Below are 25,944 nucleotides of genomic sequence, written 5' to 3' on the forward strand. Positions count from 1 at the left end.
CGGAGCGGCACTTCGTGTCGTGCACCGGGGAGAACGACTCGTCGTCCGCGTTTCGGGCGCGGCTCGCATGATTCGGGCATGCGAGTGCAGTCGTCGGCCGGTGCAGGGCCCATTCGGGTGGGGTCCTGAGAGATCGGGGCGGGAATGCCTCGATCGCCGGCCGGTCGACATCGACGGTTCGTCCTCCGCCGGCCCGGGCTTTCGGGACCCTGGCCTGCGGTGTGATGACGACATTACTGGTCCCCCATAGTGCGGACAACACGCGTGGACAAGTGTCGTGCACCCAGTACGGGGGGCATTCGGTCTATCCCCCGCAGCGTGGACACTCACCTGTACCCCGAACGTGCTCGGCCGGGTACGGCATGGACGCGGCGTCACCCTGACCGGGTACGGTCGAAGCGTGGCGATCCCTACAGAATCCAGAGTCGGAACCCGAGTCGGCCGCATCCCCGTCATGGGGTTGCAGCCACGGACGCCGGACGACGTGTTCGATACCAAGGCCTTCGTCGGCGAGGTCGTGCCCTTCAGCGCCACCGTGTTCCGCGAGGGGCACGACATCATCGACGCAGCGCTCGTCGTGCTGGGCCCGGACGGCAGCGTCGGCCGCAGCCGGATGACCCCGGGAATCCCGGGCACCGACCGCTGGAGCGCCGAGTGGCTGTTCGAGTCCGAGGGCCTGCACACCTGGTGGGTCGAGTCGTGGAACGACGACTGGGCGACCTGGCTTCACGTGGCCGAGATCAAGGTGCCCGCTGAGCAGGATGTCGAGAACGTGCTCGCCCAGGGCACCGACCTCCTCCGCAAGGCCGCCGAGCGCGACCCCGCATCCGCCCTCTTCCGCGACGGCGCCAAGGCGATCGGCAACACGAACCTCTCATCTGCGGCCCGCCTGCGCGTGGCGACGGACTCCCGCATCGCCGCCGCACTCGCCGCCCAGCCGCTTGCGAGCCTGGTGACGCAGAGCGACCGCAAGCACGTGCGCGTCGAGCGCACCCGTGCGGGCGTCGGCAGCTGGTACGAGTTCTTCCCGCGCAGCGAGGGCGCCAAGCGACGCGACGACGGCTCGTGGCAGAGCGGCACCTTCCGTACGGCCGCCCGGCGACTGCCGGCGATCGCGCGCATGGGCTTCGACGTCGTCTACATCCCGCCGGTGCACCCGATCGGCACGACCTTCCGCAAGGGGCCGAACAACACGCTCGAGGCCGGCCCGGACGACCCCGGCTCGCCGTACGCCATCGGCTCCCCCGACGGCGGCCACGACGCCGTCCATCCCGAGCTCGGCACCGTCGCCGACTTCGAGTGGTTCGTCGGCGCCGCGAAGAACGTGGGCCTCGAGCTCGCGCTCGACCTGGCGCTGCAGTGCTCGCCCGACCACCCGTGGGTCGAGGAGCACCCGGAGTGGTTCACGAAGCTGCCCGACGGCACCATCGCCTATGCGGAGAACCCGCCGAAGAAGTACCAGGACATCTACCCGCTCAACTTCGACGTCGACTACGAGGGTCTGAGCGCCGAGATCCTGCGCATCGTCCGCCTCTGGATCGACCGGGGCGTCACGATCTTCCGCGTCGACAACCCGCACACCAAGCCGGTCCACTTCTGGGAGTGGCTGCTCGCCGACATCCGCGAGGACCACCCCGAGGTGGTGTTCCTGGCCGAGGCGTTCACCAAGCCGGCGATGATGCAGGCGCTCGCCCAGGTCGGGTTCCAGCAGTCGTACACCTACTTCACCTGGCGCAACGAGAAGTGGGAGCTCGAGGAGTACCTGAACGAGGTCTCACACGAGACCAGCCCCTGGTTCCGCCCGAACTTCTTCGTCAACACCCACGACATCCTCACGCCGTACCTCCAGTACGGCGGAGTGCCCGCCTACAAGGTGAGGGCGGCGATCGCCGCGACCAGCTCCCCGACGTGGGGCGTCTACTCGGGCTACGAGCTCATCGAGAACGTGGCGCGTCCGGGCTCCGAAGAGAACATCGACAACGAGAAGTACGAGTTCAAACCGCGCGACTGGGCCGCCGAAGAGGCTGCCGGCGCCTCGATCGCGCCGTACCTGACGCTGCTGAACCGGATCCGCTCGCAGCACCCGGCGCTCCGGCAGCTCCGCAACGTGCACGTGCACTCGTGCGACGACGACGCGATCCTCGTCTTCTCGAAGTACCTCGACGGCCGCCACACGCGGTCCGGCCGTACCGACGGCATCATCGTCGTCGCGAACACCGATCCGCACTCCGCCCGAGAGACGATCGTGCGGCTCGATCCGAGCGCCTTCGGCGTCGAGCCCGGAACGCAGTTCACCGTGCGCGACCTCATCACCGGCCAGATCTGGACCTGGGGCGACGACAACTACGTCCGCCTCGACGCCTTCGTCGAACCCGCCCACATCCTGGCCGTCGACTACACCCGCGCCCCGTAGGAGGCACCATGACCACTCAGAACCTCGTCATCCCCGCACTCGACCCGAACGAGGCCCATCTCGTCTCCGTCGGGTCGCACCCGCACCCTCACCGTGTCCTCGGACCGCACCACGTCGACGCCGGTGTCCTGGTCCGCGCCCTCCGGCCTCTGGCGACCTCGGTGTCGCTGGTGATCGAGACCGGTGCCCGCCTCTCCATGAGCCACGTCTCCGACGGGGTGTGGGAGGCCCTCGCCATCATCGAGCCCGGCGCCTACCGGATCGAGGCCACCTACGACGGTGCCGACGCGCCCTGGCTCGCCGACGACCCGTACCGCTTCTGGCCGACGGTCGGCGAGGTCGACCTCTACCTCTTCGGCGAGGGTCGCCACGAAGAGCTCTGGAACGTGCTCGGGTCGCACGTGCGCGAGCACCAGGGCACGCTCGGCACCGCCTTCTCGGTCTGGGCGCCGCACGCGCAGGCCGTCCGGGTCAAGGCCGACTTCAACGGCTGGTACGGCGTCGCGCATGCCATGCGCCGCCTCGACGGCAACGGCATCTGGGAGCTCTTCGTGCCGGGCGTCACCTCCGGCACCTACAAGTTCGAGATCCTGACGCCCGACGGCCGCTGGGTCGACCGCGCCGACCCCATGGCCCGGTACTCCGAGGTGCCGCCCGCGACGGGCTCCGTCATCACTCAGAGCAGCCACGAGTGGGCCGACTCCGACTGGCTCGAGTCGCGCGATCGCGCCGACCACTCCAGGCGCCCGATGAGCGTCTACGAGCTGCACCTGGGCTCCTGGCGCCCCGGACTCTCCTATCGCGAGGTCGCCGACCACCTCATCGGGTACGTGACCGACCTGGGGTTCACCCACGTAGAGTTCCTGCCCCTCTCCGAGCACCCGTTCGGCGGCTCGTGGGGCTACCAGGTCACGGGCTACTACGCGCCCACCTCGCGCTTCGGAACGCCCGACGATCTCAAGTACCTCATCGACCGCCTCCACCAGGCCGACATCGGCGTGATCATGGACTGGGTGCCCGGCCACTTCCCCAAAGACGAGTGGGCGCTGGCGAAGTTCGACGGAGTCGCCGTCTACGAGCACTCCGATCCGCGGCTCGGCGACCAGCCCGACTGGGGCACTCACGTCTTCAACTTCGGTGATTCGCAGGTCAGGAACTTCCTGGTCGCCAACGCCCTCTACTGGCTCGAGGAGTTCCACATCGACGGCCTCCGCGTCGACGCCGTGGCCTCGATGCTGTACCTCGACTACAGCCGCAACGACGGCGAGTGGGTGCCGAACAAGTTCGGCGGGCGCGAGAACCTCGAGGCGATCGCCTTCCTGCAGGAGGTCAACGCGACCGCCTACAAGCGCAACCCGGGCATCGTCATGATCGCCGAGGAGAGCACGTCGTGGCCCGGGGTGACGCGCCCGACCAGCGACGGCGGCCTCGGCTTCGGCCTGAAGTGGAACATGGGCTGGATGCACGACTCGCTCGAGTACATCGAGCGCGACCCGATGTACCGCAGCTACCACCACGGCGAGATCACGTTCTCGTTCGTCTACGCGTTCAGCGAGAACTTCATGCTGCCGATCAGCCACGACGAGGTCGTGCACGGCAAGGGCTCTCTGTACGGCAAGATGCCCGGCGACGAGTGGCAAAAGCTCGCCAACCTGCGCGCCTACCTCGCCTTCATGTGGGCTCACCCCGGCAAGCAGCTGCTGTTCATGGGGTCCGAGTTCGGCCAGCCGTCCGAGTGGAGCGAGGAGCGCGGCCTCGACTGGTGGGTGCTCGATCAGCCCATGCACGAGGGCCTGCACTCGCTCGTCCGGACGCTCAATCTCGTGTACCAGGGCGAGAAGTCGATGTGGGAGCACGACTTCGACACCGACGGCTTCGAGTGGATCGACGGCGGAGCGGCGTCCGACAGCGTCGTGGCGTTCCTGCGGAAGTCCTCCGACGGCGACCGCGTCGCCGTCTTCGCCAACTTCTCGGGGCAGCCCGTCGCCATGCGCATGGGGCTCCCCGAGGCCGGCGTCTGGCACGAGATCCTCAACACCGACGCCGGCGAGTACGGCGGATCCGGCGTGGGCAACTTCGGCAGCGTCACGGCGACCTCCGACCCGTGGTCCGGTCGACCGGCATCGGCCGAGGTCGTGCTGCCGCCGCTCGGCGTGATCTGGCTCAAGCTCGCGCGCTGATCCTGCGCCGCGTTGCCGGAAGCCTGGCAGAGACACGCCGGCCCCGACCGATCCGCAAGGACTGGTCGGGGCCGGCATCTCTGTGCGCGGCTAGTACAGGAGCATCGTCAGACGACGGCGGGCCGCGACGACCTCGGGTGCGTCCAGCCCGACGATCTCGAAGTACTCGAGGAGGCGGGTGCGCACGGCGTCTCTGCCCTCCTGGTCGAGTGACGGGAAGAGCGTGAGCACGCGGTCGAACGCGTCGACGACGTGCCCGCCGCTGACGTCGAGGTCGGCGACGGCGAGCTGCGCGTCGACGTCGCCGGGAGCTGCGGCCGCGGCGTCACGGACCTCGGCCATCGACACGCCCTGCAGGCGAGCGAGCAGCGAGACCTGCGCGAGGCCGGCGACAGCGAGCTGGTCGCGAGGGTCCTGGGCGATCGCGGTCGTGTAGGCCTGCTTCGCCGCCTCGTAGTCACCGCGTTCGATGGCGTCATAGGCGTCCTGGTGGTGCGGCGGCAGCGGCTCCGGCTCGGGTTCGACCGCAGGATCCGCGGCGCCCTCGACGGGCACCGACCCCGTGACGCCGTTCTGCGCGGCGAACTCCAGCACCTGCTCGAACACGTCGCGCACCTGGGCCTCGGGCAGCGCGCCGACGAACAGCCCCATCGGACGCCCGCCGATCACGGCGGCGACGGTCGGGATGGACTGCGCCTGGAAGGCCTGAGTGAGCTGCGGGTTCGTGTCGGCGTCGACCTTGGCGAGGACCACGCGGCCGGCGTACTCGTTCGTGATCTTCTCGAGGATCGGCGAGAGCTGCTTGCACGGCCCGCACCACTCGGCCCAGATGTCGACGATGACCGGAACGGTGTTGCTCAGCTCGAGGACGGCCGAGAAGGTCTCGTCGGTGATGTCGACCACGAGCGACGAGACGCCTCCCGGGCCGGGGCCCGCCTGCTCCGCGGCCGGTGCCGGCGCGGCGGGATCGGGACGGTTGACGAGGGACGACAGGTCGACCGCGCCGCGAAGGCTCGCGGCGCTCGGGGGGACATTGCTCATGACGCCTCTTTCGCGGAGATCAGGGCCTGACTGAAGCCGAGCAGCACGATCTTGTCGGAGCTGCCGACCGGGGGGACGGAGAACAGGAGCTGGACGCCGTACGTGGCGACGATGCCCTTGGTGGACTTGGAGACGCCGCTGAGCGACTTCACCTCGCCCTCGGTGTTGACCTCGGCGCCGTCTTTCGTGGGCTTGACGGTCTCGATCTCGTCGAGCGACACCGAGACGATCGCGCCGGCGTCGTTGGTCGCGAAGGCGATGCTCGGCTCGGTGCCCACCTTGCTCGAGTAGGCGATGGACGCCGTCGACGGGAGCTTCTTCGCCTTGGCGTCTTTGTAGGGCTTGCCGATCTTGTCGCGGAGCGTGTCGCCGTCGGCCTGGAAGGCCGAGGCCGACGAGGCCGTGTCGCCGTTCTTGAGGATGGCGGCGTAGGCCGCGGCGACCTTGTCGGGCTCCAGCGCGAGGAGCTTCACGTCGGGAGCGAGTCGCGCGGCGCCGATCGTCGCCGGCGCCACCTTCGGAATCTGCGCGCCCGCCTCGAGGCCGACGAGGTAGTCGACCTTGTAGGGGTCGCGGGCGCTCTCCTGCACGAGCATCACGCCGACGGGCGCGACCTTCGTCGACGTGGTGCTCTGGACGAGCGCGAAGACGGTGCGCGGCCACGAGTCGGTCTGCTGCGGGAGCGTGAGGCTGACGGAGCCGCTCGGGATCGACACCGGAAGGGCGGCCGTCTTGTCGGCCTTGCGGATGGTGTAGCTCGCTGTGCGCTGCTGCAGAGCCGGACCAGTGAAGCGCGTCGCCGCCAGCTTCGGGTCGAGGTCTTTGTCGGCGCTGGTCTGGACGGCCGTGATCCGGGCGATGACGCGCTTCGCCTGCGGCACGGTCACCGCCGGGGGCTGGAGGTCGTCGCCCGGCGCGGCGGTCGCCGTCGCCGACGGCGTCGCCGCGCTCGTGGAGTCGCCGGTCGCGGGCTGCGGCCAGTAGTCCGAGGAACACGCAGACAGGCCGAGCGCCGTCACGAGCACCACCGGCACGACGGCGACCATGCGGCGGCCGCGCGGGCCGCGGCCTGAGGTGAGGCCGAGGGCGGCCTTGCGGGAGGAGCGGACGGAGCCGCGGCGCTCGGAGCGCTTGAGGCGCGGGGGCTTGCCGCCGCCCGAGCGTCGCGGGCCGCGCGTGCGACGGTGGTGGGCGACGGCCCACGCGAAGAGCAGGACGCCGATCACGAAGACGAGCAGACCGGCGCTGATCAGAGGGCCGACCAACGGGGTCGCCGTCGACAGCGGCCAGGTCACGGACACCGTCTTGGGGACGGCCGCGCTGCCGTCGGTGGCCACGAGCACCGAGATGTCGGTGTCGCCGACGAGCGAGAACCGGAGGTCTGACCCGGAGTACTCGGCCGTCCAGAGGTCGGAGTCGCGCGGGTCGGGCGCGGTGCTGCTGGTGCCGTCGACCGTCTTGGTCGTGAAGTCGCCGGTGGCCTTGTCGTACGACACGCGGTTGTAGGTCGTGTCGCCGATCCAGCCGACGATGTCGGCGGTGCGGCCGTAGGCGGCGAAGGAGTCCTTCGCACCGGCGATGTGGATGCTCTCGCGCCCCTCGTAGGCCTTGAGCGCCGACGCGGGCAGCAGCGTGAGCGGTGCCGACGACGACGACTGGGACGTCGCGGTGACGGAGTCGGCCGGTGCGAACACCGTCCGTTGGGCCAGACCGAGAAGGACCAGCAGAGCCGCGATCACCAGGGTGACGACGGCCAAGACGAAACGCACGAGTTTTTCTCCCTTCGTGCCACCATCCGACTTTCTGGCGGCAGCGAATTTAAGACGGTTCAGGATAGCCGACCTCTCTGGGAGAGACCTAGCCCGCATCACATCCTCCGTATCCCGCTAAAATACGGAGGTTGGCCGTCGCAGCGGGTTCCAACGTGTTCATCGTTCTCGCGCCCCTTCCTTTCGGGCACCCCAACCACAGGGAGACATTCGTGGCCACTGATGAGGCTGAATTCGGAACCGAGCTCCGCGGCTACAAGAAGGAGGAGGTCGAGAAGGCTCTCGGCGACCTCCGGCGAGAGCTGATCAAGGCCAACAGCGACCGTGCCGAGCAGGCCGAGTCCGTCAAGGCCCTGAACCAGCGCGTCGAGTCGCTCGAGGACGACCTGCAGGAGGTCGGCGAGCCGACCTACAAGGGCCTGGGTGCGAAGCTCGAGAGCACCCTCCGCCTGGCGGAGGAGCAGTCGAACGACCTCATCTCGAAGACGGAGCGCGAGGCGTCGGAGCTCCGCTCGTCAGCGGCCGAGGAGGCCGGGCGCGTCACCGACGAATCCCGAGAGCGCGCCGCCGACATCCTCGACGACGCCCGAGGCCGCGCCGCCGCCCAGATCGAGGAGTCGACCGGCGAGGCCGACCGCCTCGTGGCTCGCGCCCGCGACGACGCGAGCGCCATGATCGCCGATGCCGAGCGCGACGCGTCCGCCACCCGCACCGCGGCCGCGACCGAGGCCGCCGAGGCGCTGACCACCGCCCACCGCGAGGCCGCCGCGCTTCGCGCCGAGGCCGAGCGGGAGGCCGCCGAGCTGCGCCAGACCGTCGCCGCCGAGGTGTCTGCCGCGCGCGACGCCGCCGCGACGCTCGCCCGCGACACCGAAGAGGGCCGTGCCGCGTTCGAGAGCGACTCCGAGCGTCAGCGCGCCGAGCTCGAGCTCGAGGGCATGACCGTCCGCGACGAGCTCCTGCGTCTCAGCGAGACCACGCGTACCGACCTCGAGCACGAGGTCGTCACCCGCCGCGACGCTCTCGACCGCGAGGTCATGGGCGGCCGCGCCGAGCTCGACCGCGAGACGACCGCCGCCCGCGCCGCCCTCGAGAACGAGGCGTCCACGACGCGGCAGGCGCTCGCCCGCGAGGCCGAGGTCACGCGCGCCGAGCTCGACCGCGAGGTCGGCGAGGCCCACGCCGACATCGAGGCCGCCCGCGCCGCCAGCACCGAGGCCATCGCGCGCAGCACCCGCGAGACCGCCGAGCAGATCGAACGCGACCTCGAGCAGACCCGCGAGCGGATCGCCCGCGAGCTGGCCGAGCACGATGCCCGCATCGCCGACGAGGCCGCCCGCGCCCGCTCCGAGCTCGACGCCGACCTCGCCGAGACTCGTGCGCGCCTGGCCCACGACGACGAGGCGCAGCGCGCACGTCTGAAGAACGAGCTCGAGAACTTCGAGGCGCAGACGAAGGCTCGCGCCCAGGAGGTGCAGGAGGTCCTCGACAAGGAGGCCGAGCAGGCCCGCGTCGACCTCGACGCCGAGCTGGCCACTCGCCGCGACGAGGCAGAGAAGGAGTACGTCGAGCGCCACCACGACGCCGTCACGCAGACGCAGACCTTCCTCGACGACGCCAACGCGCAGCTCGCCGAGGTCACGGCCCGCGCCGAGGCCAAGCGCCGGGAGTCGCGCAAGGCGGAGGAGACGGCGTACTCGACAGCCCGCAAGGTGCGCTCCGAGTCCGAGCGCGTGGCGTCCGAGACGCTGAGCAACGCGCAGTCGCGCGCCGGCTTCCTGGTCTCCGACGCCGAGCGCCAGGCTCGCGACATCATCGGCGACGCCGAGGAGCGCCTCTCCGAGATCAACGCTCGCCGCGACGAGGTGGCCGCGTACTTCGGCAACCTCCGCGGCATGATCGGCGACGGCGAGCAGGTCGAGCAGGTCGCGGCCGAGTGACCGCCCCGTGAGAATAGCCAACCCCTACCGCCTCGGCCTCTTCGGCGGCCTGGGCGTCCTGACCGCCGTCCTGATCGGCACCGCGCTCGGCGAGCTCTCGACGATCCTGACCTACGTCGGCGTCGCCATCTTCCTGGCCCTCGGCCTCGACCCCGTCGTCCGCTTCCTCGAGAAGCGCCGGGTGCCGCGCTGGCTGGCGATCGTCATCGTCATGGTCGCCGTGCTCGCCGCATTCGTCGGCGTCGTCTTCGCCATCGTGCCGACGATCGTGCAGCAGACCTCGGTGCTCGTGAACAACCTCAGCACGTACCTGCAGAGCGTCACGGCCAAGCAGTTCACCGACAATCTGCAGTCCCTGGTGCCGAAAGACGTCTTCGACGTGCAAGACACCCTGAACACCGTGATCGACTTCCTGACCGACCCGAAGAACGTCGTCACGATCGGCGGCGGCGTCCTGGCCGTCGGCGTCGCGATCTCGAACGGCCTCGCCGGGGTGCTGATCGTGCTGATCCTCACCCTCTACTTCATGGCGTCGCTCGACAGCATCAAGGGCGGCCTCTCGCAGCTCGTGCCGAAGTCGAGTCGCCTCGAGTTCCTGCGCCTCACCGAGGGGATCAGCTCGTCCGTCGGGCGCTACGTGATCGGCCAGGTGTCGCTGGCGCTGCTCAACGGCATCCTGAGCTTCATCGTGCTGTCGATCGCGGGCGCCCAGCTGCCGGCCTTCTTCGCCTTCATCGCCTTCATCGGCGCGCTGATCCCGCTCGTGGGCACGGTGAGCGCGGCCGCGGTGGTCGTGCTGGCGCAGGTGGCGCTGCTGCCCCTCTCCCCCGCGACCTGGATCTTCCTCGGCATCTACTACCTCGTCTACATGCAGGTCGAGGCGTACATCCTCGCCCCGCGCGTCATGCGCCAGGCGGTCAAGGTCCCGGGCGTCATCGTGATCATCTCCGCTCTGGTCGGCGGCACGCTGCTCGGCGTGCTCGGCGCCCTCATCGCGGTGCCCGTGGCAGCGGCCGTGCTGCTCGTGGTGCGCGAGGTCGTGATCCCGCGGCAGAACGAGCGCTGAGCCGACCTGAGGCGGGGGCCCGTCGGGGCAGGAGGCTGGGCGCGGCGCTACCAGGAGCGGGGCGGCACTGCCGCGGTTCCTGCGCCCGATGCAGACTCGGGGCATGACGAACTCCACGTACACGATGACAGGCGGCCCCACGGTCGCGCGGATGGGCTACGGCGCGATGCAGCTGGCAGGCCCGCGGGTCTGGGGCCCGCCGGCCGACCGCGGCGAGGCGATCGCAGTGCTCCGGACGGCCGTCGAGCTGGGCGTCGACCACATCGACACCGCCGATTTCTACGGGCCGCACGTCGTGAACGAGATCCTGCGCGAAGCCCTCGCACCCTTCTCAGGCGACCTGACGATCGTCACGAAGGTGGGCTCGGTGCGCGACGAGAACGGCGGCTGGCCGCACGCGCGCTCCCCCGAGCAGCTGCGCGACCAGGTGCACTCGAACCTGCGGACGCTCGGCGTCGATGCTCTCGACGTCGTCAACCTCCGCGTGGGCGGCGGGGCCGACGGGCACTCGACGGTGCCCGGCTCGATCGCCGAGCCGTTCGGCGCGCTGGCCGAGATGCGGGCCGAGGGGCTGATTCGGCATCTCGGCGTCAGCGTCGTCGACGCCGAGCAGGTCGCAGAGGCGCGGGCCATCGCCCCCATCGTGACAGTGCAGAACTGGTACAACGTCGCCCACCGCGGCGACGAGGAGCTGATCGCGTCGCTGGCCGAGCAGGGTATCTCGTACGTGCCGTTCTGGCCCCTGGGCGGCTTCAGCCCGCTGCAGTCGGGGGTACTCGACGCGGTGGCGGCTCGACTCGGTCAGACTCCCAACGCGGTGGCGCTCACCTGGCTGCTGCAGCGGTCGCCGAACGTCCTCCTGATTCCCGGGACCTCGAAAGAGGCGCACCTGCGCGAGAACGTCGCCGCGGCCGAGCTCGAGCTGCCCGCCGACGCGGTGGCCGAACTCGACGCGATCGGGTGAGCGGTGGCGGCGTCGAGCCGAGCTCGACGCGATGGGCTGTGCCGCCTCCGCTTGCGGGGACCGCGGCCCATCGCCAGCAGGCACAGTCGCCACGCGCGGTCGTTACACCCGCGCCGGCTCGGGCCAGGACTCAGACATCGGCAGCGCCCCCGGATTGACCACCCGGACGATCTCGCTCAGCACCCGACGGGTCTGATTCTCGCCGACCCACAGGTGCTTGCCGCCCTCGACCTCGACCAGCTCGGTCTCGGGCACGACAGCGAATCGCTCGCGCGCCTCGGCGGGTCGGAGGAAGTCGTCGAACTCCGGCACGATGGCCACCAGGGGCCTGCCCGACCCGGCCCAGCGAGCCAGTTCGGCTTCGCTCGTGCGCGACAGGGGCGGCGACAGCAGGATCGCCCCCGCGATGTCGTGCTCGAGGCCGTGCTTCAGCACGACCTCGGTGCCGAACGACCAGCCGACCAGCCACGGCGCCGGCAGCCCCTGGGCCGCAACGAACTCGATGGCGGCCGCGAGGTCGAAGCGCTCGGTGACGCCGTCGCCGAACTCCCCCTCGGACGTCCCGCGGGGCGACGAGGCGCTCCGGAAGTTGAACCGCAGCACGGACAGGTCGGCCTGTGCCGGAAGCCGCGCCGCCGCCTTGCGGATCACGTGCGAGTCCATGAAGCCGCCTGCGGTCGGCAGCGGGTGCAGCGTCAGCAGGGTCGCAGCCGGGGGCCGGGACGCAGGAACTGCCCACTCGCCGACCAGTGTCAGCCCGTCGGCGGTGTGCAGCTCGATGTCGCTCCGCCGCGCCGGGAGCTCGACGCCCCCTCGCACCTGGAGGGGCTCGCGTGCGGCTTCATCGGCGTGCGCATCAGTCATGAGATCTTCCAGCAGTGGGTGTGCCAATGGCGGCGAGCCGCCAGGTCGGAGTCTTCGCCGAACAGGCCGTCGGCGCGCCATGCGACGACGTGCGGCGTTCCGGGCTCGACGGGGAGCGTGCAGCCGGGGCAGACGTAGGGCTTCGTCGACGACGCACCCGAGATGGCCTGGACGACCCACTCGCGCCCTCGTCGGGTCTCTGTTCGCTGGCCGCCGTAGAGGATGCGACTGAGGTCGCCGCCGTCGTCGTGCGCGGGCACCTGGCCCGGACGGCCGCCGGGGGCGCGTCGAGGTCGGTTGCTGCGCGGCATGCCCTCCAGCCTAGCGAAGGGGGTGGCGGGGCGGTGGTCGAACCGGCGGGGCGCCGGAGTTCCTGCTCGTTTGCCCCTGGCTACCGTGACGGCACAGAGAATCCATCGTCAACCGCGCCGCCGCCGATGCGTCGGCTGCGGCGGAGGTGAGGCCTAGTACCAGTTGTTGGCGACCGAGTGGGCCCAGGCACCGCAGGGGTTGCCGTAGCGGCCCTGGATGTAGTTGAGGCCCCAGGTGATCTGAGTGGACGCGCTGGTCTGCCAGTCGGCACCGACGGAGGCCATCTTGCTGCCGGGCAGTGCCTGCGGGATGCCGTAGGCGCCCGACGGGTTGGCTGCGTAGACGTTCCAGCCCGACTCTTTGTTCCAGAGCGAGACGAGGCAGTTGTACTGCGAGGTGTCCCAGCCCCGAGCGGCAACGAGCTGCGCGCCGATGGCCTGGGCGCTGCCCGGGGTAGCGGCTGCGGCGGCCGGTGCCGCCGTGACCGTCGTGGTGGTCGTCGTCGGGGCAGCATCGGCAGCCGTCGTGTCGGCCGTGGCCGTGTCGGTCGCCGTGGACTCGGCGGTGGCCGTGGTCTTGGCCTTCTCGACGACCACCGGGGCCGTGTAGTTGACGGTGTAGGCGTCGCGGCTCGTCGAGATGGACGCCCCGTCGGCCACGGTGTAGCTCTGGCCGCCCACGGTGTATCCACTCGAGATGGCCGTGTCGGTGCTGGGCGTCGTCGTCGACGCATAGGCACCGGAGAGCGGGTTCACGAGCGAGGCGGAGACGAAGGCGAACGTGGCCGCGAACCCGACAAGCGGAAGGATGACGCGCTTCTGAGGAGCGCGGAAACCCGATGAAGCAGCTGCCGGGGCGAGGACCAGAGCGGTCTGACGGACTGCCGGTGCGCTGGCGCGCGGTCGTGAGACCACGGATCGCGACGGACCGGATGCGTGTACTGCGGAGTGCCTACCCATAAGTCCGTCAACTATAACGGATGGATCACGAGCCGTACAGCCTTCGATGGCGGCGCGCCATCATCCGTGAGATGTATCCCGGAGGACATGCGGAGTGAATCGTCAGCGAACGGCCAGCATGACGTCGACCACGGAATCGAGCACGAGGTCGACCTGGGCCTCGCGGTAGCCGCCGCGCTTCGAGCGGAACACGCTCGTGCGGACCTCTTCGATGCTGAGCGCCCGCCCCTCAGAGAAGTAGCCGCGAAGACGCGTCGCGAGGCGGTCGACGTCTTTCGGGTGGTAGCCGGACGACAGCACGCTGACACGGTCGAATCGGTGACCCTCTGGTCGCTCCAGGCGCGCGACTACAGCCTCGGCCGTCGCCTTCGCCTCGGCGAACCAGGTCTCGTCGCCCGTCGAACGGAGGTACCGCTCGCGCTCGCGCATGGCGAAGGCGTCTTCGAGGCGCTCGAGGGCCGAATCGACGTGGTCGGGCACGTAGCCGTGCTTGACCATCGAGAAGGCCGTGCGGCGAATGGACTCCGCCGACACCTCCGGGGACTCCGCGTCGCCCGAGTAGGCCGCACGGGCTTCCTTGAGGAAGTCTTCGACCTGCTCGATGTCGTAGCCGCGGGTCGAGCCGGTCACCTTGGGGAATGTCGCGCTCACGGTGACATTGTGCCGCACGATCCCGTGGAAGCGGTCGCGCGACCCGCACCAGCGGCAGGAACCCGCCGCCGCGGCGGGCTTCTCCGCCGCCGCGCGGGGCTTCTCCGCCGCCGCGGGGGTGCCGCGGGCCTACGCGAAGATGAGGTAGAGGGCGTACGCGACGACCGCTGACGGCAGCGTCGAGTCGAGCCGGTCGAGGAAGCCGCCGTGCCCGGGCAGCCACGTCGAGATGTCCTTGATGCCGAGATCGCGCTTGATGAGCGACTCCGTCAGGTCGCCGACCGTGGCGGTCAGCGTCAGCACGGCGCCCATCAGCACGCCCAGCCACCAGGCCTCGTGGATCATGAACAGCGCGATCAGAACGCCCGCGATCATGGCGGCCGCCGCTGATCCTGCGAACCCCTCCCAGGTCTTCTTGGGGCTGATGCGCGGCGCCATCTTGTGCTTGCCGAAGTTGAGGCCGGCAGCGTAGGCGCCGGTGTCGACCGAGATCACGATGATCAGCGTGCCGAGCGCCCACCACTGACCGCCGTCCTGGGCCGTGAGAAGCACCAGGAACGAGCCGAGGAAGGTCGTGTAGATCTGCACGAACGCGCCCGTGCCGAGGTCTCGGACCAGGTCGGCACCCGTGGCCTTTCGCGAGGGCACGGCGATCTCGGCCACGCGCCACAGCGAGATGAAGAGGATTCCGCCCAGCAGCACGAGCCACTGGCCCTCGGCGCGCCAGTAGTAGGCGGCTGGAACTACGGCCAGCGCCGTCAGGACGCTGGGGACGCGAGGCACGTTGCGCCCGGCGACTCGCACCGCGTTGGTCAGCTCGATCACCATGAAGAGGATCAGCACGGCCGCGACGACCATGAACAGGGCCTTGACGAGGATCAGGCTGACCAGCACGGAGCCCCCGAGGCCGACGCCGATGCCGATCGCCGCGGGCAGGTTGCGGCCGGTGCGCTCGGTCAGCTTCGCGTTGCTGGCCTCGAGGCGTGCACGCTGGGCGCGGAGCTGGTCTTCGATCTCGTGGCGCGCCGAGTGGGCCCGCGCGTCGACGTCGGGTCTGGTCGGAGTGGTGCCGCGCTCCGGATCGTCAGGAACGGTTCCCATCAGACCTCGAGGAGCTCCGCCTCTTTTTTCTTCAGCGCGTCGTCGATCTGGTCGACGAAGCCCTTCGTGATGGACTCGAGCTCCTTCTCGGCGCGCGAGATCTCGTCTTCGCCGACCTCGGGCTGCGAGTCGAGGTCGTCTTTCGCCTTGCGGCGGATGTTGCGGATCGCGACCTTGGCGTCTTCGCCCTTGGTCTTGACGATCTTGACGAACTCCTTGCGGCGGTCCTGCGTCAGCTCGGGGATCGTCACGCGCACGATCGTGCCGTCGTTCGTCGGGCTGGCACCGAGGTTGGGGAAGGTCGCGATGGCCTTCTCGATCTCTTTGAGCGCCGTCTTGTCGTAGGGCGTCACGATCAGCGTGCGCGCCTCGGGCGCCTGAAGCGACGCCAGCTGAGCGAGCGGAGTCGGGGTGCCGTAGTAGTCGACCGGGATCTTCTGGAACAGCGCCGGGTTGATGCGGCCCGTGCGCACCGTGTTGAAGTCGTCTTTCGCGACCTCGACGGCCTTGCCCATCTTGTCTTTGGTCTCGGTCAGTACATCTGCGATCGCCACATTGCTCCTTAGTTCGTCGTCAGCTTACTCGGGGGGCCGATGCTCGACCTGCGCCCCGCCGCCGGTCGGGGAGTTCGCGCCCCGTGGCCCCTCAGTTGCTGACGAGGGTGCCGATGGCCTCGCCGCGGATGGCGCGGGCCACGTTGTTGTCGCCCTCCATGCCGAACACGCGCATGGGCATGCCGTTGTCCATGCAGAGGCTGAAGGCGGTCGAGTCGACGACCTTGAGGCCCTTCACGAGGGCGTCCTGGTAGGTGAGGGTGTCGTACTTCATGGCCGTCGGATCGGTGCGCGGGTCGGCCGAGTAGACGCCGTCGACGCCGTTCTTCGCGACGAGCACCTCGGTGGCGCCGATCTCGAGCGCCCGCTGCGCCGAGACGGTGTCGGTCGAGAAGTAGGGCAGGCCCGCGCCGGCGCCGAAGATGACGATGCGGCCCTTCTCGAGGTGGCGGCCGGCGCGGCGCGGAATGTACGGCTCGGCGACCTGGGTCATCGCGATGGCCGACTGCACGCGGGTGGAGGCGCCGGTCTGCTCGAGGAAGTCCTGCAGGGCGAGGGCGTTCATGACGGTGCCCAGCATGCCCATGTAGTCGGCGCGGCCTCGGTCCATGCCGCGCTGGCTGAGCTCCGCGCCGCGGAAGAAGTTGCCGCCGCCGACCACGATCGCGACCTCGACGTCGGCCGAGGCCTCGGCGATCTCGCTGGCCAGCGCGCTGACGACGTCGGGGTTGACACCCAGGGATCCGCCCCCGAACGCTTCGCCCGACAGCTTCAGGAGAACTCGGCGGCGGGCGGTCTTCGGTGTCTTCATCGTGTTCTCCCTCGGTGATGGCTCATGTCAGCGTAGCCAGAAATCAGAGTGCGGGCGGGCGCAGGAACGAAGCGCCCTTCGCCGTGCGGCGAATCGTCTGCGCGCGCGCAGATGGGGCCCGAGACGATCGCTCGTCTCGGGCCCCATCGGGTGGTGCTACGCGCCGACCTTGATCCGGGCGAAGCCCTGGACGGTCATGCCGGCCTCGGCGAGGACCTTCTCGACGGACAGCTTGCTGTCCTTCGCGTAGGCCTGGTCGAGCAGGGCGATTTCTTTGAAGAAGCCCGTGAGGCGTCCCTCGATGATCTTGGGCAGAGCCGCTTCGGGCTTGCCCTCGTTCTTCGCGGTCTCCTCGACGATGGCGCGCTCGCGGGCGACCTCCTCGGCCGGGACCTCGTCGCGGCTCAGGTACTTCGGGTCGGCGAACGCGATGTGCTGAGCGATCGAGCGAGCCGTCTCGGCGTCGCCGCCGGTGTAGCCCACGACCACGCCGACCTGCGGGGGCAGGTCTTTGGAGGTCTTGTGCAGGTAGACGGCGAACTCGGAGCCCGGGACCGTTGCCACCGTGCGGAGCTCGACCTTCTCGCCGAGAAGAGCGGCCTCCTGGTCGACGAAGGCGGCGACCGTCTGGTCGCCCGAGACGATCGCGGCATTGCCGGTCTCGGCGTCGTCGGCGCCCGAGGCGGCGACGGTGTCGAGGACGGTCTCGGCCAGCGCGACGAACTTGTCGTTCTTCGCGACGAAGTCGGTCTCGCTGGCGAGTTCGATGATCGTCGCGGTGTCCGCGCCGACCTTCGCGGTGACGAGGCCGGCGGTGGTCGTGCGACCCTCGCGCTTGGCGACGCCCTTCAGACCCTTGACGCGCAGGATCTCGATCGCCTTCTCGAGGTCGCCCTCGGCTTCGACGAGCGCGTTCTTGGAGTCGAGCATGCCCGCGCCGAGACGGTCGCGGAGGACCTTGACGTCGGCGAGTGAGTAGTTGGCCATTGATGTGCCCTTTCGTGAATCAGGCGTGCTGAAAAGGTGGAGAGGTTACTTCTTGGCGGCGGCGGCGTCGACAGCGGCAGCGTCGGCGTCAACGGCGTTGGCGACCTCGGGGTCGGCCTCGGCGACCGGGTTGGCGACGGGCTCGCCCAGTGCCTTGTCGGCGACCTGAGCGTCGGCGTCGTTCTCCTCGGTCGGCTCGGGAGCGGCCTCGGCGGCGGGCGCCTCGGCAGCGGCGGGCTCGGCCGAAGGGGTCTCAGCAGCAGGGGTCTCGGCAGCAGCGGTCTCAGCAGCAGCGGGAGCCTCGGTCGACTGAGCGAGGAGCTCGGCCTCCCACTCGGCCAGCGGCTCGACGGGCGCAGCGCCCTCTTCGGGCTTCTGGTGGCGCTGGATGAGGCCCTCCGCGGCGGCGTCGGCGACGATGCGCGTCAGCAGGCCGACGGAGCGGATCGCGTCGTCGTTGCCCGGGATCGGGAACTGGATCTCGTCGGGGTCGCAGTTCGTGTCGAGGATGCCGATGACCGGGATGCCCAGCTTCTTGGCCTCGTCGATCGCGAGGTGCTCCTTCTTGGTGTCGACAACCCAGAGAGCCGAAGGGGTCTTCGTGAGGTTGCGGATACCGCCGAGCGTCTTGTGCAGCTTGTCGAGCTCGCGCTTCTTGATCAGGAGCTCTTTCTTGGTGAAGCCCTGAGTCGTGTCGTCGAAGTCGATCTCTTCCAGCTCCTTCATGCGAGCGAGTCGCTTGGAGACGGTCTGGAAGTTGGTGAGGAGGCCGCCGAGCCAGCGCTGGTTGACGAACGGCTGGCCGACGCGGATGGCCTGCTCGGAGATCGAGCCCTGAGCCTGCTTCTTGGTGCCGACGAAGAGGATGGTGCCGCCGTGGGCGACGGTCTCCTTGACGAAGTCGTAGGCCTGGTCGATGTAGCCGAGCGACTGCTGCAGGTCGATGATGTGGATGCCGGAGCGCTCGGCGAGGATGAAGCGCTTGACCTTCGGATTCCAGCGACGGGTCTGGTGTCCGAAGTGGACGCCGCTGTCGAGCAGCTGGCGAATGGTGACGACGGCCATGGCCGTTCTCCTGTTCTACGCACGCGAACGCGCACGTCTTCTCGGTTGGATGGACGACCGGTCGGTCGCCTCTGCCTGATGCCCGGGCTCGTACCCGCCTTGCGTGGCAAGGACCGAATGGGTGGAGTCACCGCGGTCGAGGACCGCTCGGGCATGCGAAGTCACCCCGCGAACGGAGTGCGTGCCAACAATAGCACTCGCTAGGCGGAAGCACCCACCGCCTCGGAGCCCATCTCCTCGAGCGAGCGGCCCTTCGTCTCCTTGATCTTGAAGAACACGAAGAGGATCGACAGGAAGGCGAAGAAGGCGAAGATCCCGTACGAGAGCGTGAGGCTCAGTGCGGCCAGCGCCGGGAACGCGACGGTCACGACGAAGTTCGCGATCCAGTTGAAGCTGGAGCCGATGCCGAGGGCGGCCGCGCGGATGTTCGACGGGAACATCTCGCCGAGCAGGACCCACATGAGCGGGCCCCAGGTGGCGCCGAACGAGATGACGAAGAGGTTCGCCGCGACGAGGGCGATAGGGCCCCAGGCGCCGGGCAGCTGCGGGTTGCCGTCGACGACGTTGGACTGGCTGAACGAGATGGCCATGAACGCCAGGCTCACCGTCATGCCGATCGATCCGACCAGGAGCATGGGGCGGCGGCCGACCTTGTCGACGAGCGCGATCGCGATGAAGGTGACGGCCACGTTGACCACGGCGGTGATCGTCGAGATGAGGAACGACTGGTCTTCCTTGAAGCCCACGGCCTGCCAGAGCGTGGTCGAGTAGTAGAAGATCACGTTGATGCCGACGAACTGCTGCAGGATCGCGAGGATGATGCCGACCCAGACGATGCCCTGCAGGCCGAAGACCGGTCCGCGCACGCTCGACTTCTTGGTGAGCTGGGCCTCCTTCTTGATGGCGTCCTCGATGTCGTGGAGGTTCGTCTCGATCGTCTCGGTCGGGACGATCTGCTTCAGCACGTCGCGCGCCTCGTCGCGACGGCCCTCGCCCGCGAGGTAGCGCGGCGACTCGGGCAGGCGGAGTGCGAGAATGCCGTAGACCACCGACGGGACGACGCCGACGAGGAACATCCAGCGCCAGGCGGGGAACGGGCCGATCATGGCGTCGGCTGAGCCGGCGGTGACGGCGAAGAGCTGGTCGGAGAGCAGAGCGGCGAAGATGCCAAGCGTGATGGCGAGCTGCTGGAACGAGCCCAGGCGGCCGCGGATGCTCTTGGGCGAGACCTCCGAGATGTATGCCGGCGCGATGACCGACGCGATGCCGATGCCGAGACCGCCGACCAGGCGCCAGATGATGAAGTCCCACGTGGCGAAGGCGAGTCCGGCGAAGATCGAGCTGATCAGGAAGAGGCCCGAGGCGATGAGCATGACGCGGATGCGGCCCCAGCGGTCGGCGAAGCGGCCGCCCAGGTAGGCGCCGACCGCGCAGCCGATCAGCGCTGACGCGACCGTGATGCCCGAGGCGGCCTCGGGGATGTCGAACTCCTTGGTGATGGAGTTGACCGCGCCGTTGATGACCGACGAGTCGAATCCGAACAGGAACCCGCCGATGGCCGCTACGACCGCGAGAGCGGTGACCCTCCGGTCGAGCCGTCTGGCTTCGTCGGTCTTCGGTTCTGTCGTCTTGTCTGACACTGTTCTTCTACTTTCCATCGGCGGCGACATGCTTTGTCGTCGACCCTCTGTGAGGAAGGCAGCGACTCATGATCGCCGCCTCCCCAGGTGCGGCATGCACGAGTCGTTGTGCACAGATCGACCCTACGCCCGTTGCAGAGTGCATCGCCACGCGATCCTGGGCGTGTGAGATCGATCCTCGTCGTGCCGCGTGCTGCGGCGCTGCTCGTCGCCGCGCTGCCGGCCGGGGCGCTGCCAGTGGGGGCGTTGCTGGCCGGAGTGCTGCTCGTGGGGGCGCCGGGCGCCGCCGCGGCGCGCGAGGAGGCGGGGTCGCCGTGGTCGTGGCCCGTTCCTGCGCCCCATCCGGTCCTGGCGGGGTTCGAGGCGCCGACCGAGGTCTGGTCGCCCGGGCACCGCGGCATCGACGTCGGGGCCGCGATCGGCGCCGTCGTGCTCGCGCCCGAGTCGGGCGTCGTGCACTACGCCGGGGTGGTCGTCGACCGTCCGGTCCTGTCGATCGAGCATCCGGGCGGCGTGCTGTCGAGCTTCGAGCCGGTCGCCGCGACCGTGGCCCGCGGCGACTCCGTGCAACGAGGTCAGCCGGTGGGCGTGGTCGAGGCCGGGCACTGCGCCGACGCGATCCCGTGCGTGCACGTAGGCGCACGGGTCGACGGGGCGTACGTGTCGCCGCTGGTGTTCCTCGGCGGGGTGCCGCGCGCCGTGCTGCTGCCGACGCGGCCGCTGGCCGGCGCGGAGACGGGTCCTTCGACAAGGACGCGTGGGCGACCCGCAAGGAGATCCGTCGCGACGCGCAAGCCCAAGAAGGATTTCGGGCTCGAGCTGCGAGCGCCACGAGGACGCCCGGGCTGACTGTCCTTGCGAAGCTCGGGCATGCGGTCAGGCGCGCGGGTGAGCCGTCCGGTAGCTCTCGCGCAGCCGCTCCGTGGAGACGTGCGTGTAGATCTGCGTGGTGCCCAGGCTGGCGTGGCCGAGGAGTTCCTGCACCGCCCTCAGGTCGGCTCCCCCGTCGAGCAGGTGGGTCGCGGCGGTGTGCCGGAGCGCGTGCGGACCCGCGGGGCCCGACCCCGGCAGCGGCTCGAGCAGCCGGGCCACCAGCGAGTAGACGGCGCGGGTGCCGAGCCGTCGGCCCGACCTCCCGACGAAGAAGGGCGCAGGAACTCCGCCACCGCCGCCCACCAGCTTCGGCCGGGCGCGGTCGACGTACTCCCCCAGCGCCGCCGCTGCCGGCACTCCGAACGGGACCACCCGCTGCTTCGACCCCTTGCCGACGACCCGCACCGTGAGCCGCTCGAGGTCGATGTCGCCGAGGTCGGTGCCGACCAGCTCGGCCACGCGCAGCCCTGCGCCGTACAGCAGCTCGATGACGGCGAGGTCGCGAACAGCGCCAGGGTCTCCGGTATCGGCGAGAGTCGCCAGCGAGGTCAGGATGCCGTCCATCTGCTCGCGGGTGAGGACACGCGGCAGGTGGCTCTCGGCCTTGGGAGCGCGAAGCCGTACTCCGACATCGGTCGGGGTCGCACCCGACTCGTGCAGCCGCCGCGTGAACGCGCGCGCCGACGCCGACCGGCGGGAGATCGTCGCGCGCGCCAGCCCCTGCTGCGTCGACTGCCACAGCCAGTCGCGGAGCGTGTCGAGGTCGAGCCCGGACGTCTCGGGCTCGCCGTCGACGCGGCCGCGGACGAATGCCAGGAGCGACTCGAGGTCGGAGCCGTACGCGCGGACGGTGTGCTCGCTCAGCCCGCGGCCGTGGCGGAGCCAGGCGAGGAAGGCGTCGATGTCGCGGACGAGGGTGGCGGGCACGGTCAAGGGTAGGCACGGCGGCGGCCGGGCGCGGCGCGGCGCGCCACGGCCGCGGGCGCACCGGGGCGGTCCCCGCCGCGCGCCGCGGCGCCGAGCCCGACGCGCTGCGGCCCCGGCGCGCCGTCGACTCACACGACGGCGACCCACCCCCGATCGCGCTCGCGGGCGCGGCCCGTCAGCTCGAGGACCGCCAGGGTGGCGCGGGCCTCGCTCTCGCCGAGACCCGCCGACAGGGCGACTTCGGCCTCGGTGCGCGGCCGCCGCGGACTCAGCGCGTCGAGCACCCGCACCTCGACGGGGTGCAGTCGCCCCTCGCCGGTGCCCAGGTGGTCGGCCCCGCCGGTGTCGAGGGCCGGGCGCAGGAGCCCGACGACGTCGTGCACTCCCCCGATCAGCCGGACCTCGGGCTCGCCCAGCAGACGGTGGCACCCCGCCGACGACGGCGACGTGATGGGCCCCGGCACCGCGCCGAGCGGACGCCCCAGCCCGCGAGCGTGGGTCGCCGTGTTCAACGCGCCCGACCGCTCGCCGGCCTCGACGACGACCGTGGCGCCCGTTCCTGCCGCCAGAAGCCTGTTCCGTTGCAGGAACCGCCAGCGCGACGGACTCGTGCCGCACGGCACCTCCGCCACCACGGCTCCGCGGTCGACGACACGGGCCAGCAGCTCGGAGTGCCCGGCCGGGTAGAAGCGGTCGACCCCGCCAGCCATCACCGCGACGGTCGACCCCTCGGCGGCGAGGGCAGCGCGATGCGCGCTCCCGTCGATCCCGTAGGCGCCGCCCGAGTGGACGGCGATGCCGCGCGAGGCCAGCCCGTCGCCCAGCTCCAGCGCAACCTGCTCGCCGTAGCCCGACGAGGCCCGCGAGCCGACGATGGCCACCCCGGGCTCCGCGGTCAGCCGCGCCGGGTCACCCCGCACCCAGAGCGCCGCCGGCGCGTGCGGGCCGAGATCGGCGTACCCGGCGGGCCACGACTCGTCGCCCGGCACGAGCAGCTGCGCCCCGACCGAGCGCGCCGCACGGATCGCGGCCCGGACGCGCGCCTCGGTCAGGCGCCCGACCCAGCGTCGCAGCGCCGCGTCGACGTCGACGTTCGCGGCCTCGGCCACGTGAGCGTCACGCAGCCGGGACCGGATCTGATCGGCCGAGAGCGTCAGGAGCCCCAGCGCTCTTTCGGCGCCGAACACCGTGCGGAACAGCCCCGCGACGCCGTCGCCCGGTTCGGCCAGGCACGACCAGATCGCTCCGGATATCGCCGCGGTCGGCTCGACCGCGCAGCCGTCGACGCGACCGAGCACCCGGGCAGCGGCTTGCGCGTCGCCCGGCGACAGGATGCCGCCGATCGTGCCTGCACTGAGCGTGCCGGCACCGAGGGTGTCCCGCGCCGAACCTGCAGTGCCCTCTGCTGCGCTCACAGCGCCCTCCGCCGCATTCACAATGCCCTCCGGAGGGCCAGGGCGGCTCCCACGTGCTCGCGGGTCGGCCGCTCGGCGGCATCGAGGTCGGCGACCGTCCATGCGAGCCGAAGCACGCGGTCGTAGCCGCGCATCGTCAGCGCCCCGCCCTCGAGCGCCCGGTCGAGCACCTCGGTGTCGGCGGTCGCGAGGCGCAGGTCGCCCGACCGGAGCCGGCTGCCCGGCACCTCGGAGTTGAGCCGCCACGGCGTGCCCTCCCACCGGCGTCTCTGCCGATCGCGGGCGGCGACCACCCGTGATCGCGCCTCGGCGGTCGTGATCTGCCCGCCGAGCGGCTCGGTCGCCTGCCGGAACTGCGCCGAGTCGATCCGCGACACCCGCAGCTGGATGTCGATCCGGTCGATGAGCGGCCCCGACAGCTTGCCGAGGTAGCGCCGTCGCTGAAACGGCGAGCAGGAGCAGGCGACGTCGCGCGACCCGTACTCGCCGCACGGGCACGGGTTGGCGGCGAGCACCAGCTGGCACCGGGCCGGCCACGTGGCCGAGCCGTGGGTCCGTTGGATCACGATCGACCCGCTCTCGAGGGGCTGGCGCAGCCCGTCGAGCACGGCGGCCGCGAATTCCGGCGCCTCGTCGAGGAAGAGCACCCCGCCGGAAGCACGCGTCACGGCGCCGGGCCGCATGATGGCGTGCCCGCCGCCGACGAGGGCCGCGGCCGAGCACGAGTGGTGCGGGCTCTCGAACGGCGGGCGCCGCGACAGGAGCGCCTGCACCGGGAGACCGCTCAGCGATCGCACCGACGAGACCTCGAGGGCCTGATCGATGTCGAGGTCGGGCAGGAGTCCCGGCAGCCGTGCCGCGAGCATCGTCTTGCCCGCGCCCGGCGGCCCGACCATGAGCATGTGGTGGCCGCCCGATGCCGCCACGATCATGCCCTCGACGGCCGCCCGGTTGCCGATCACGTCGGCCAGGTCGAGGTCGGCCTCGTCGACGGCCTCGGTCGCGGGCCGGGTCAGCGCCTCGACGGCTTCAGGCTCGAAGTCGCCGCCGTGCCAGATCGCGGCGTCGCGGAGGCTCGCGACCCCGACCACGCGGACGTCGGGCACCAGTGACGCCTCGTCGACGTTCGCGGACGGCACCATGACGGTCGTCGCCCCGGCCCGGGCGGCGCCGAGCACGCTCGGCAGGATGCCGTCGACCGGCCGAAGCCGTCCGTCGAGGCCGAGCTCGCCGATGTGGACCACCGACCGGATCGACGCGGCGCTCACGAGGTCGCCGGCCGCGAGGGCTGCCACGGCGATCGACAGGTCGAACGACGATCCGTGCTTGCGGAGCGACGCGGGCGACATGTTCACGGTCAGCTTGCGCGACGGCAGCGGGCATCCCGAGTTGGCAGCGGCCGCCCGGACCCGGTCGCGGGCCTCGCCGAGCGATGCGTCCGGCAGCCCGATCAGCAGGAACCCCGGCAGGCCGTCGCTGATGTCGGCCTCGACCTCGACGATCGCACCGTGGAGCCCCTGGAGGGCGATGGCCTGGGTGCGTGCCACGCTCATGCGACGTTCTCGAGGTGCTCGACGGTGGGCGGGGCGGTTCCTGCGACCGTCACTGCCACCGCGTCCACGCGCAGACGCGAGCCCTCGCGCGGGTTCTCGCGCGCCCAGGCCCCCGTGAGGCGCCGCAGCCGCGCCAGCTTCGTCGGCGTCACCGACTCGAACGGATGCCCAGCCGCATGGCTCGACCGCGTCTTCACCTCGACGACGACCACCCAGTCGTCGTCGGCGACGACGATGTCGATCTCGCCCTCGGGGCACCGCCAGTTGCGCGCCAGCACCCGGTAGCCGCACTCGCGCAGGTACTCGGCGGCGATCTCCTCGCCGGCAGCGCCCAGTTCGAGCCTGCTGCCCCTGTCGGGACTGCTGCCCCTGTCGGGACTGCTGTGTGTTCTGTCTTCTGTCATCACGACCTCCTCGTACGAGGATCGTGAATCGCAGGAACTCCCCGCGGCCGCCGGTCACATCTGTGGACAGACCATCGGCCAGGGCCCGCCTGTGGAGAACACCCCGCAGGTGGTCGCCCTACTCGTCGAGCGCGAGCTCTTTCGGAAGCTCCAGGTCGCGCGTGGTCAGCTCTTCGACGTTGACGTCTTTGAAGGTGAGCACGCGCACCGATTTGACGAAGCGGTCGGACCGGTAGACGTCCCACACCCAGACGTCGGTCATCGTGAGCTCGAAGTAGAAGTCGTGCTCGGTGTCGCGGCGGACGAGGTCGACCTCGTTGGCCAGGTAGAAGCGTCGCTCGGTCTCGATCACGTAGCGGAACTGCGACACGACGTCGCGGTACTCGCGGTAGAGGGCAAGCTCGACCTCGCGGTCGTAGTCGTCGAAATCGTCGTCGTCCATCGAGCGGCTATCT

Annotated in this window: 23 protein-coding genes; 6 read left to right on the plus strand and 17 right to left on the minus strand. The window is 70.4% G+C overall.

All coding sequences use genetic code 11. The features are described 5' to 3' along the window. Positions 1 to 400 precede the first annotated feature (400 nt). Together EDF46_RS03780 and glgB are read left to right on the plus strand one after the other, a co-directional pair. Positions 401 to 2,413: a maltotransferase domain-containing protein gene (locus tag EDF46_RS03780; protein ID WP_370454053.1), complete on the plus strand. Its 2,013-nt coding sequence runs from the start codon at positions 401 to 403 to the stop codon at positions 2,411 to 2,413. A gap of 8 nt (positions 2,414 to 2,421) precedes the next feature. Beyond that, positions 2,422 to 4,593: a 1,4-alpha-glucan branching protein GlgB gene (gene glgB / locus EDF46_RS03785; RefSeq protein WP_123504915.1), complete on the plus strand. Its 2,172-nt coding sequence runs from the start codon at positions 2,422 to 2,424 to the stop codon at positions 4,591 to 4,593. Positions 4,594 to 4,683: 90 nt separating this feature from the next. On the opposite strand, the gene EDF46_RS03790 is transcribed toward glgB, so the two are convergent. Both EDF46_RS03790 and EDF46_RS03795 read right to left on the minus strand, forming a co-directional pair. Continuing rightward, the gene (locus tag EDF46_RS03790) at positions 4,684 to 5,634 is read right to left on the minus strand and encodes a tetratricopeptide repeat protein (RefSeq protein ID WP_123504916.1); all 951 of its coding nucleotides are present in this window, start codon (positions 5,632 to 5,634) and stop codon (positions 4,684 to 4,686) included. Then, on the minus strand, positions 5,631 to 7,403 hold the full coding sequence (locus tag EDF46_RS03795) for a hypothetical protein (RefSeq protein ID WP_123504917.1): 1,773 nt from the start codon (positions 7,401 to 7,403) through the stop codon (positions 5,631 to 5,633). The genes EDF46_RS03790 and EDF46_RS03795 overlap by 4 nt, the downstream gene beginning before the upstream one ends. 212 nt (positions 7,404 to 7,615) lie before the next feature. Here EDF46_RS03795 and EDF46_RS03800 point away from each other — a divergent pair, with 212 nt between their 5' ends. The 3 genes from EDF46_RS03800 to EDF46_RS03810 all read left to right on the plus strand — a co-directional run bounded on the left by EDF46_RS03800 (position 7,616) and on the right by EDF46_RS03810 (position 11,373). Then, complete coding sequence (locus EDF46_RS03800; RefSeq protein WP_148061129.1) at positions 7,616 to 9,343, plus strand: hypothetical protein; 1,728 nt, start codon at positions 7,616 to 7,618, stop codon at positions 9,341 to 9,343. A 7-nt stretch (positions 9,344 to 9,350) separates the two neighbouring features. After that, positions 9,351 to 10,409 (plus strand): AI-2E family transporter, encoded by a 1,059-nt coding sequence (locus EDF46_RS03805; RefSeq protein ID WP_123504919.1) that lies wholly within the window; start codon positions 9,351 to 9,353, stop codon positions 10,407 to 10,409. Between the two features lie 103 nt (positions 10,410 to 10,512). Further along, positions 10,513 to 11,373, plus strand: a complete 861-nt coding sequence (locus tag EDF46_RS03810) for an oxidoreductase (RefSeq protein ID WP_123504920.1) — start codon at positions 10,513 to 10,515, stop codon at positions 11,371 to 11,373. A 102-nt stretch (positions 11,374 to 11,475) separates the two neighbouring features. On the opposite strand, the gene EDF46_RS03815 is transcribed toward EDF46_RS03810, so the two are convergent. The 10 genes from EDF46_RS03815 to EDF46_RS03860 all read right to left on the minus strand — a co-directional run bounded on the left by EDF46_RS03815 (position 11,476) and on the right by EDF46_RS03860 (position 20,335). Next, the gene (locus EDF46_RS03815; protein WP_123504921.1) at positions 11,476 to 12,237 is read right to left on the minus strand and encodes an alpha/beta hydrolase; all 762 of its coding nucleotides are present in this window, start codon (positions 12,235 to 12,237) and stop codon (positions 11,476 to 11,478) included. Next, positions 12,234 to 12,548, minus strand: a complete 315-nt coding sequence (locus EDF46_RS03820) for a hypothetical protein (RefSeq protein WP_123504922.1) — start codon at positions 12,546 to 12,548, stop codon at positions 12,234 to 12,236. Before EDF46_RS03820 ends, EDF46_RS03815 begins: the two co-directional genes overlap by 4 nt. 153 nt (positions 12,549 to 12,701) lie before the next feature. Then, on the minus strand, positions 12,702 to 13,463 hold the full coding sequence (locus tag EDF46_RS18665; RefSeq protein ID WP_233579799.1) for a lytic transglycosylase domain-containing protein: 762 nt from the start codon (positions 13,461 to 13,463) through the stop codon (positions 12,702 to 12,704). A gap of 147 nt (positions 13,464 to 13,610) precedes the next feature. Further along, complete coding sequence (locus EDF46_RS03830; protein ID WP_123505185.1) at positions 13,611 to 14,159, minus strand: DivIVA domain-containing protein; 549 nt, start codon at positions 14,157 to 14,159, stop codon at positions 13,611 to 13,613. Positions 14,160 to 14,288: 129 nt separating this feature from the next. Continuing rightward, a complete protein-coding gene (locus EDF46_RS03835; RefSeq protein ID WP_123504923.1) occupies positions 14,289 to 15,260 on the minus strand; it encodes a phosphatidate cytidylyltransferase in 972 nt (323 codons plus the stop codon). After that, positions 15,260 to 15,775, minus strand: coding sequence for a ribosome recycling factor (gene frr, locus EDF46_RS03840; protein ID WP_233579878.1), 516 nt, complete (start codon positions 15,773 to 15,775; stop codon positions 15,260 to 15,262). The genes EDF46_RS03835 and frr overlap by 1 nt, the downstream gene beginning before the upstream one ends. Positions 15,776 to 15,905: 130 nt before the next feature. Continuing rightward, positions 15,906 to 16,625, minus strand: a complete 720-nt coding sequence (gene pyrH / locus EDF46_RS03845) for a UMP kinase (protein ID WP_123504925.1) — start codon at positions 16,623 to 16,625, stop codon at positions 15,906 to 15,908. A 156-nt stretch (positions 16,626 to 16,781) separates the two neighbouring features. Next, the gene (gene tsf, locus EDF46_RS03850; protein ID WP_123504926.1) at positions 16,782 to 17,612 is read right to left on the minus strand and encodes a translation elongation factor Ts; all 831 of its coding nucleotides are present in this window, start codon (positions 17,610 to 17,612) and stop codon (positions 16,782 to 16,784) included. A gap of 45 nt (positions 17,613 to 17,657) precedes the next feature. Next, a complete protein-coding gene (rpsB, locus tag EDF46_RS03855; RefSeq protein ID WP_123504927.1) occupies positions 17,658 to 18,677 on the minus strand; it encodes a 30S ribosomal protein S2 in 1,020 nt (339 codons plus the stop codon). A gap of 200 nt (positions 18,678 to 18,877) precedes the next feature. Further along, positions 18,878 to 20,335: a sugar porter family MFS transporter gene (locus tag EDF46_RS03860; RefSeq protein WP_123505186.1), complete on the minus strand. Its 1,458-nt coding sequence runs from the start codon at positions 20,333 to 20,335 to the stop codon at positions 18,878 to 18,880. A 147-nt stretch (positions 20,336 to 20,482) separates the two neighbouring features. Between EDF46_RS03860 and EDF46_RS03865 the strand changes: the two genes are divergently transcribed. Next, positions 20,483 to 21,166 carry a M23 family metallopeptidase gene (locus EDF46_RS03865; protein WP_233579802.1) on the plus strand — a complete coding sequence of 228 codons (684 nt, stop codon included), beginning with the start codon at positions 20,483 to 20,485 and terminating at the stop codon, positions 21,164 to 21,166. Positions 21,167 to 21,193: 27 nt separating this feature from the next. Here EDF46_RS03865 and EDF46_RS03870 read toward each other — a convergent pair whose 3' ends face one another. The 5 genes from EDF46_RS03870 to EDF46_RS03890 all read right to left on the minus strand — a co-directional run bounded on the left by EDF46_RS03870 (position 21,194) and on the right by EDF46_RS03890 (position 25,931). Beyond that, the gene (locus tag EDF46_RS03870) at positions 21,194 to 22,117 is read right to left on the minus strand and encodes a tyrosine recombinase XerC (protein ID WP_233579804.1); all 924 of its coding nucleotides are present in this window, start codon (positions 22,115 to 22,117) and stop codon (positions 21,194 to 21,196) included. A 128-nt stretch (positions 22,118 to 22,245) separates the two neighbouring features. Further along, positions 22,246 to 23,532: a DNA-processing protein DprA gene (gene dprA / locus EDF46_RS03875; protein WP_233579806.1), complete on the minus strand. Its 1,287-nt coding sequence runs from the start codon at positions 23,530 to 23,532 to the stop codon at positions 22,246 to 22,248. Positions 23,533 to 23,549: 17 nt separating this feature from the next. Further along, positions 23,550 to 25,085: a YifB family Mg chelatase-like AAA ATPase gene (locus EDF46_RS03880; RefSeq protein ID WP_123504929.1), complete on the minus strand. Its 1,536-nt coding sequence runs from the start codon at positions 25,083 to 25,085 to the stop codon at positions 23,550 to 23,552. Continuing rightward, positions 25,082 to 25,489 carry a YraN family protein gene (locus EDF46_RS03885; RefSeq protein WP_123504930.1) on the minus strand — a complete coding sequence of 136 codons (408 nt, stop codon included), beginning with the start codon at positions 25,487 to 25,489 and terminating at the stop codon, positions 25,082 to 25,084. Before EDF46_RS03885 ends, EDF46_RS03880 begins: the two co-directional genes overlap by 4 nt. Positions 25,490 to 25,607: 118 nt before the next feature. Next, positions 25,608 to 25,931: a DUF2469 family protein gene (locus EDF46_RS03890; RefSeq protein ID WP_123504931.1), complete on the minus strand. Its 324-nt coding sequence runs from the start codon at positions 25,929 to 25,931 to the stop codon at positions 25,608 to 25,610. Positions 25,932 to 25,944 lie beyond the last annotated feature (13 nt).

This window comes from Frondihabitans sp. PhB188, from assembly GCF_003752365.1.
Classification (GTDB): Bacteria; Actinomycetota; Actinomycetes; order Actinomycetales; family Microbacteriaceae; genus Frondihabitans.

Excerpts from the sequence above, each read along its gene's own strand:
- glgB (WP_123504915.1), top strand. The coding sequence starts at position 2,422 with ATGACCACTCAGAACCTCGTCATCCCCGCACTCGACCCGAACGAGGCC.
- EDF46_RS03790 (WP_123504916.1), bottom strand. The coding sequence starts at position 5,634 with ATGAGCAATGTCCCCCCGAGCGCCGCGAGCCTTCGCGGCGCGGTCGAC.
- EDF46_RS03810 (WP_123504920.1), top strand. The coding sequence starts at position 10,513 with ATGACGAACTCCACGTACACGATGACAGGCGGCCCCACGGTCGCGCGG.
- EDF46_RS03815 (WP_123504921.1), bottom strand. The coding sequence starts at position 12,237 with ATGACTGATGCGCACGCCGATGAAGCCGCACGCGAGCCCCTCCAGGTG.
- EDF46_RS03820 (WP_123504922.1), bottom strand. The coding sequence starts at position 12,548 with ATGCCGCGCAGCAACCGACCTCGACGCGCCCCCGGCGGCCGTCCGGGC.
- EDF46_RS03835 (WP_123504923.1), bottom strand. The coding sequence starts at position 15,260 with ATGGGAACCGTTCCTGACGATCCGGAGCGCGGCACCACTCCGACCAGA.
- frr (WP_233579878.1), bottom strand. The coding sequence starts at position 15,775 with ATGGGCAAGGCCGTCGAGGTCGCGAAAGACGACTTCAACACGGTGCGC.
- pyrH (WP_123504925.1), bottom strand. The coding sequence starts at position 16,625 with ATGAAGACACCGAAGACCGCCCGCCGCCGAGTTCTCCTGAAGCTGTCG.
- tsf (WP_123504926.1), bottom strand. The coding sequence starts at position 17,612 with ATGGCCAACTACTCACTCGCCGACGTCAAGGTCCTCCGCGACCGTCTC.
- rpsB (WP_123504927.1), bottom strand. The coding sequence starts at position 18,677 with ATGGCCGTCGTCACCATTCGCCAGCTGCTCGACAGCGGCGTCCACTTC.
- EDF46_RS03860 (WP_123505186.1), bottom strand. The coding sequence starts at position 20,335 with ATGGAAAGTAGAAGAACAGTGTCAGACAAGACGACAGAACCGAAGACC.
- EDF46_RS03880 (WP_123504929.1), bottom strand. The coding sequence starts at position 25,085 with ATGAGCGTGGCACGCACCCAGGCCATCGCCCTCCAGGGGCTCCACGGT.
- EDF46_RS03885 (WP_123504930.1), bottom strand. The coding sequence starts at position 25,489 with ATGACAGAAGACAGAACACACAGCAGTCCCGACAGGGGCAGCAGTCCC.
- EDF46_RS03890 (WP_123504931.1), bottom strand. The coding sequence starts at position 25,931 with ATGGACGACGACGATTTCGACGACTACGACCGCGAGGTCGAGCTTGCC.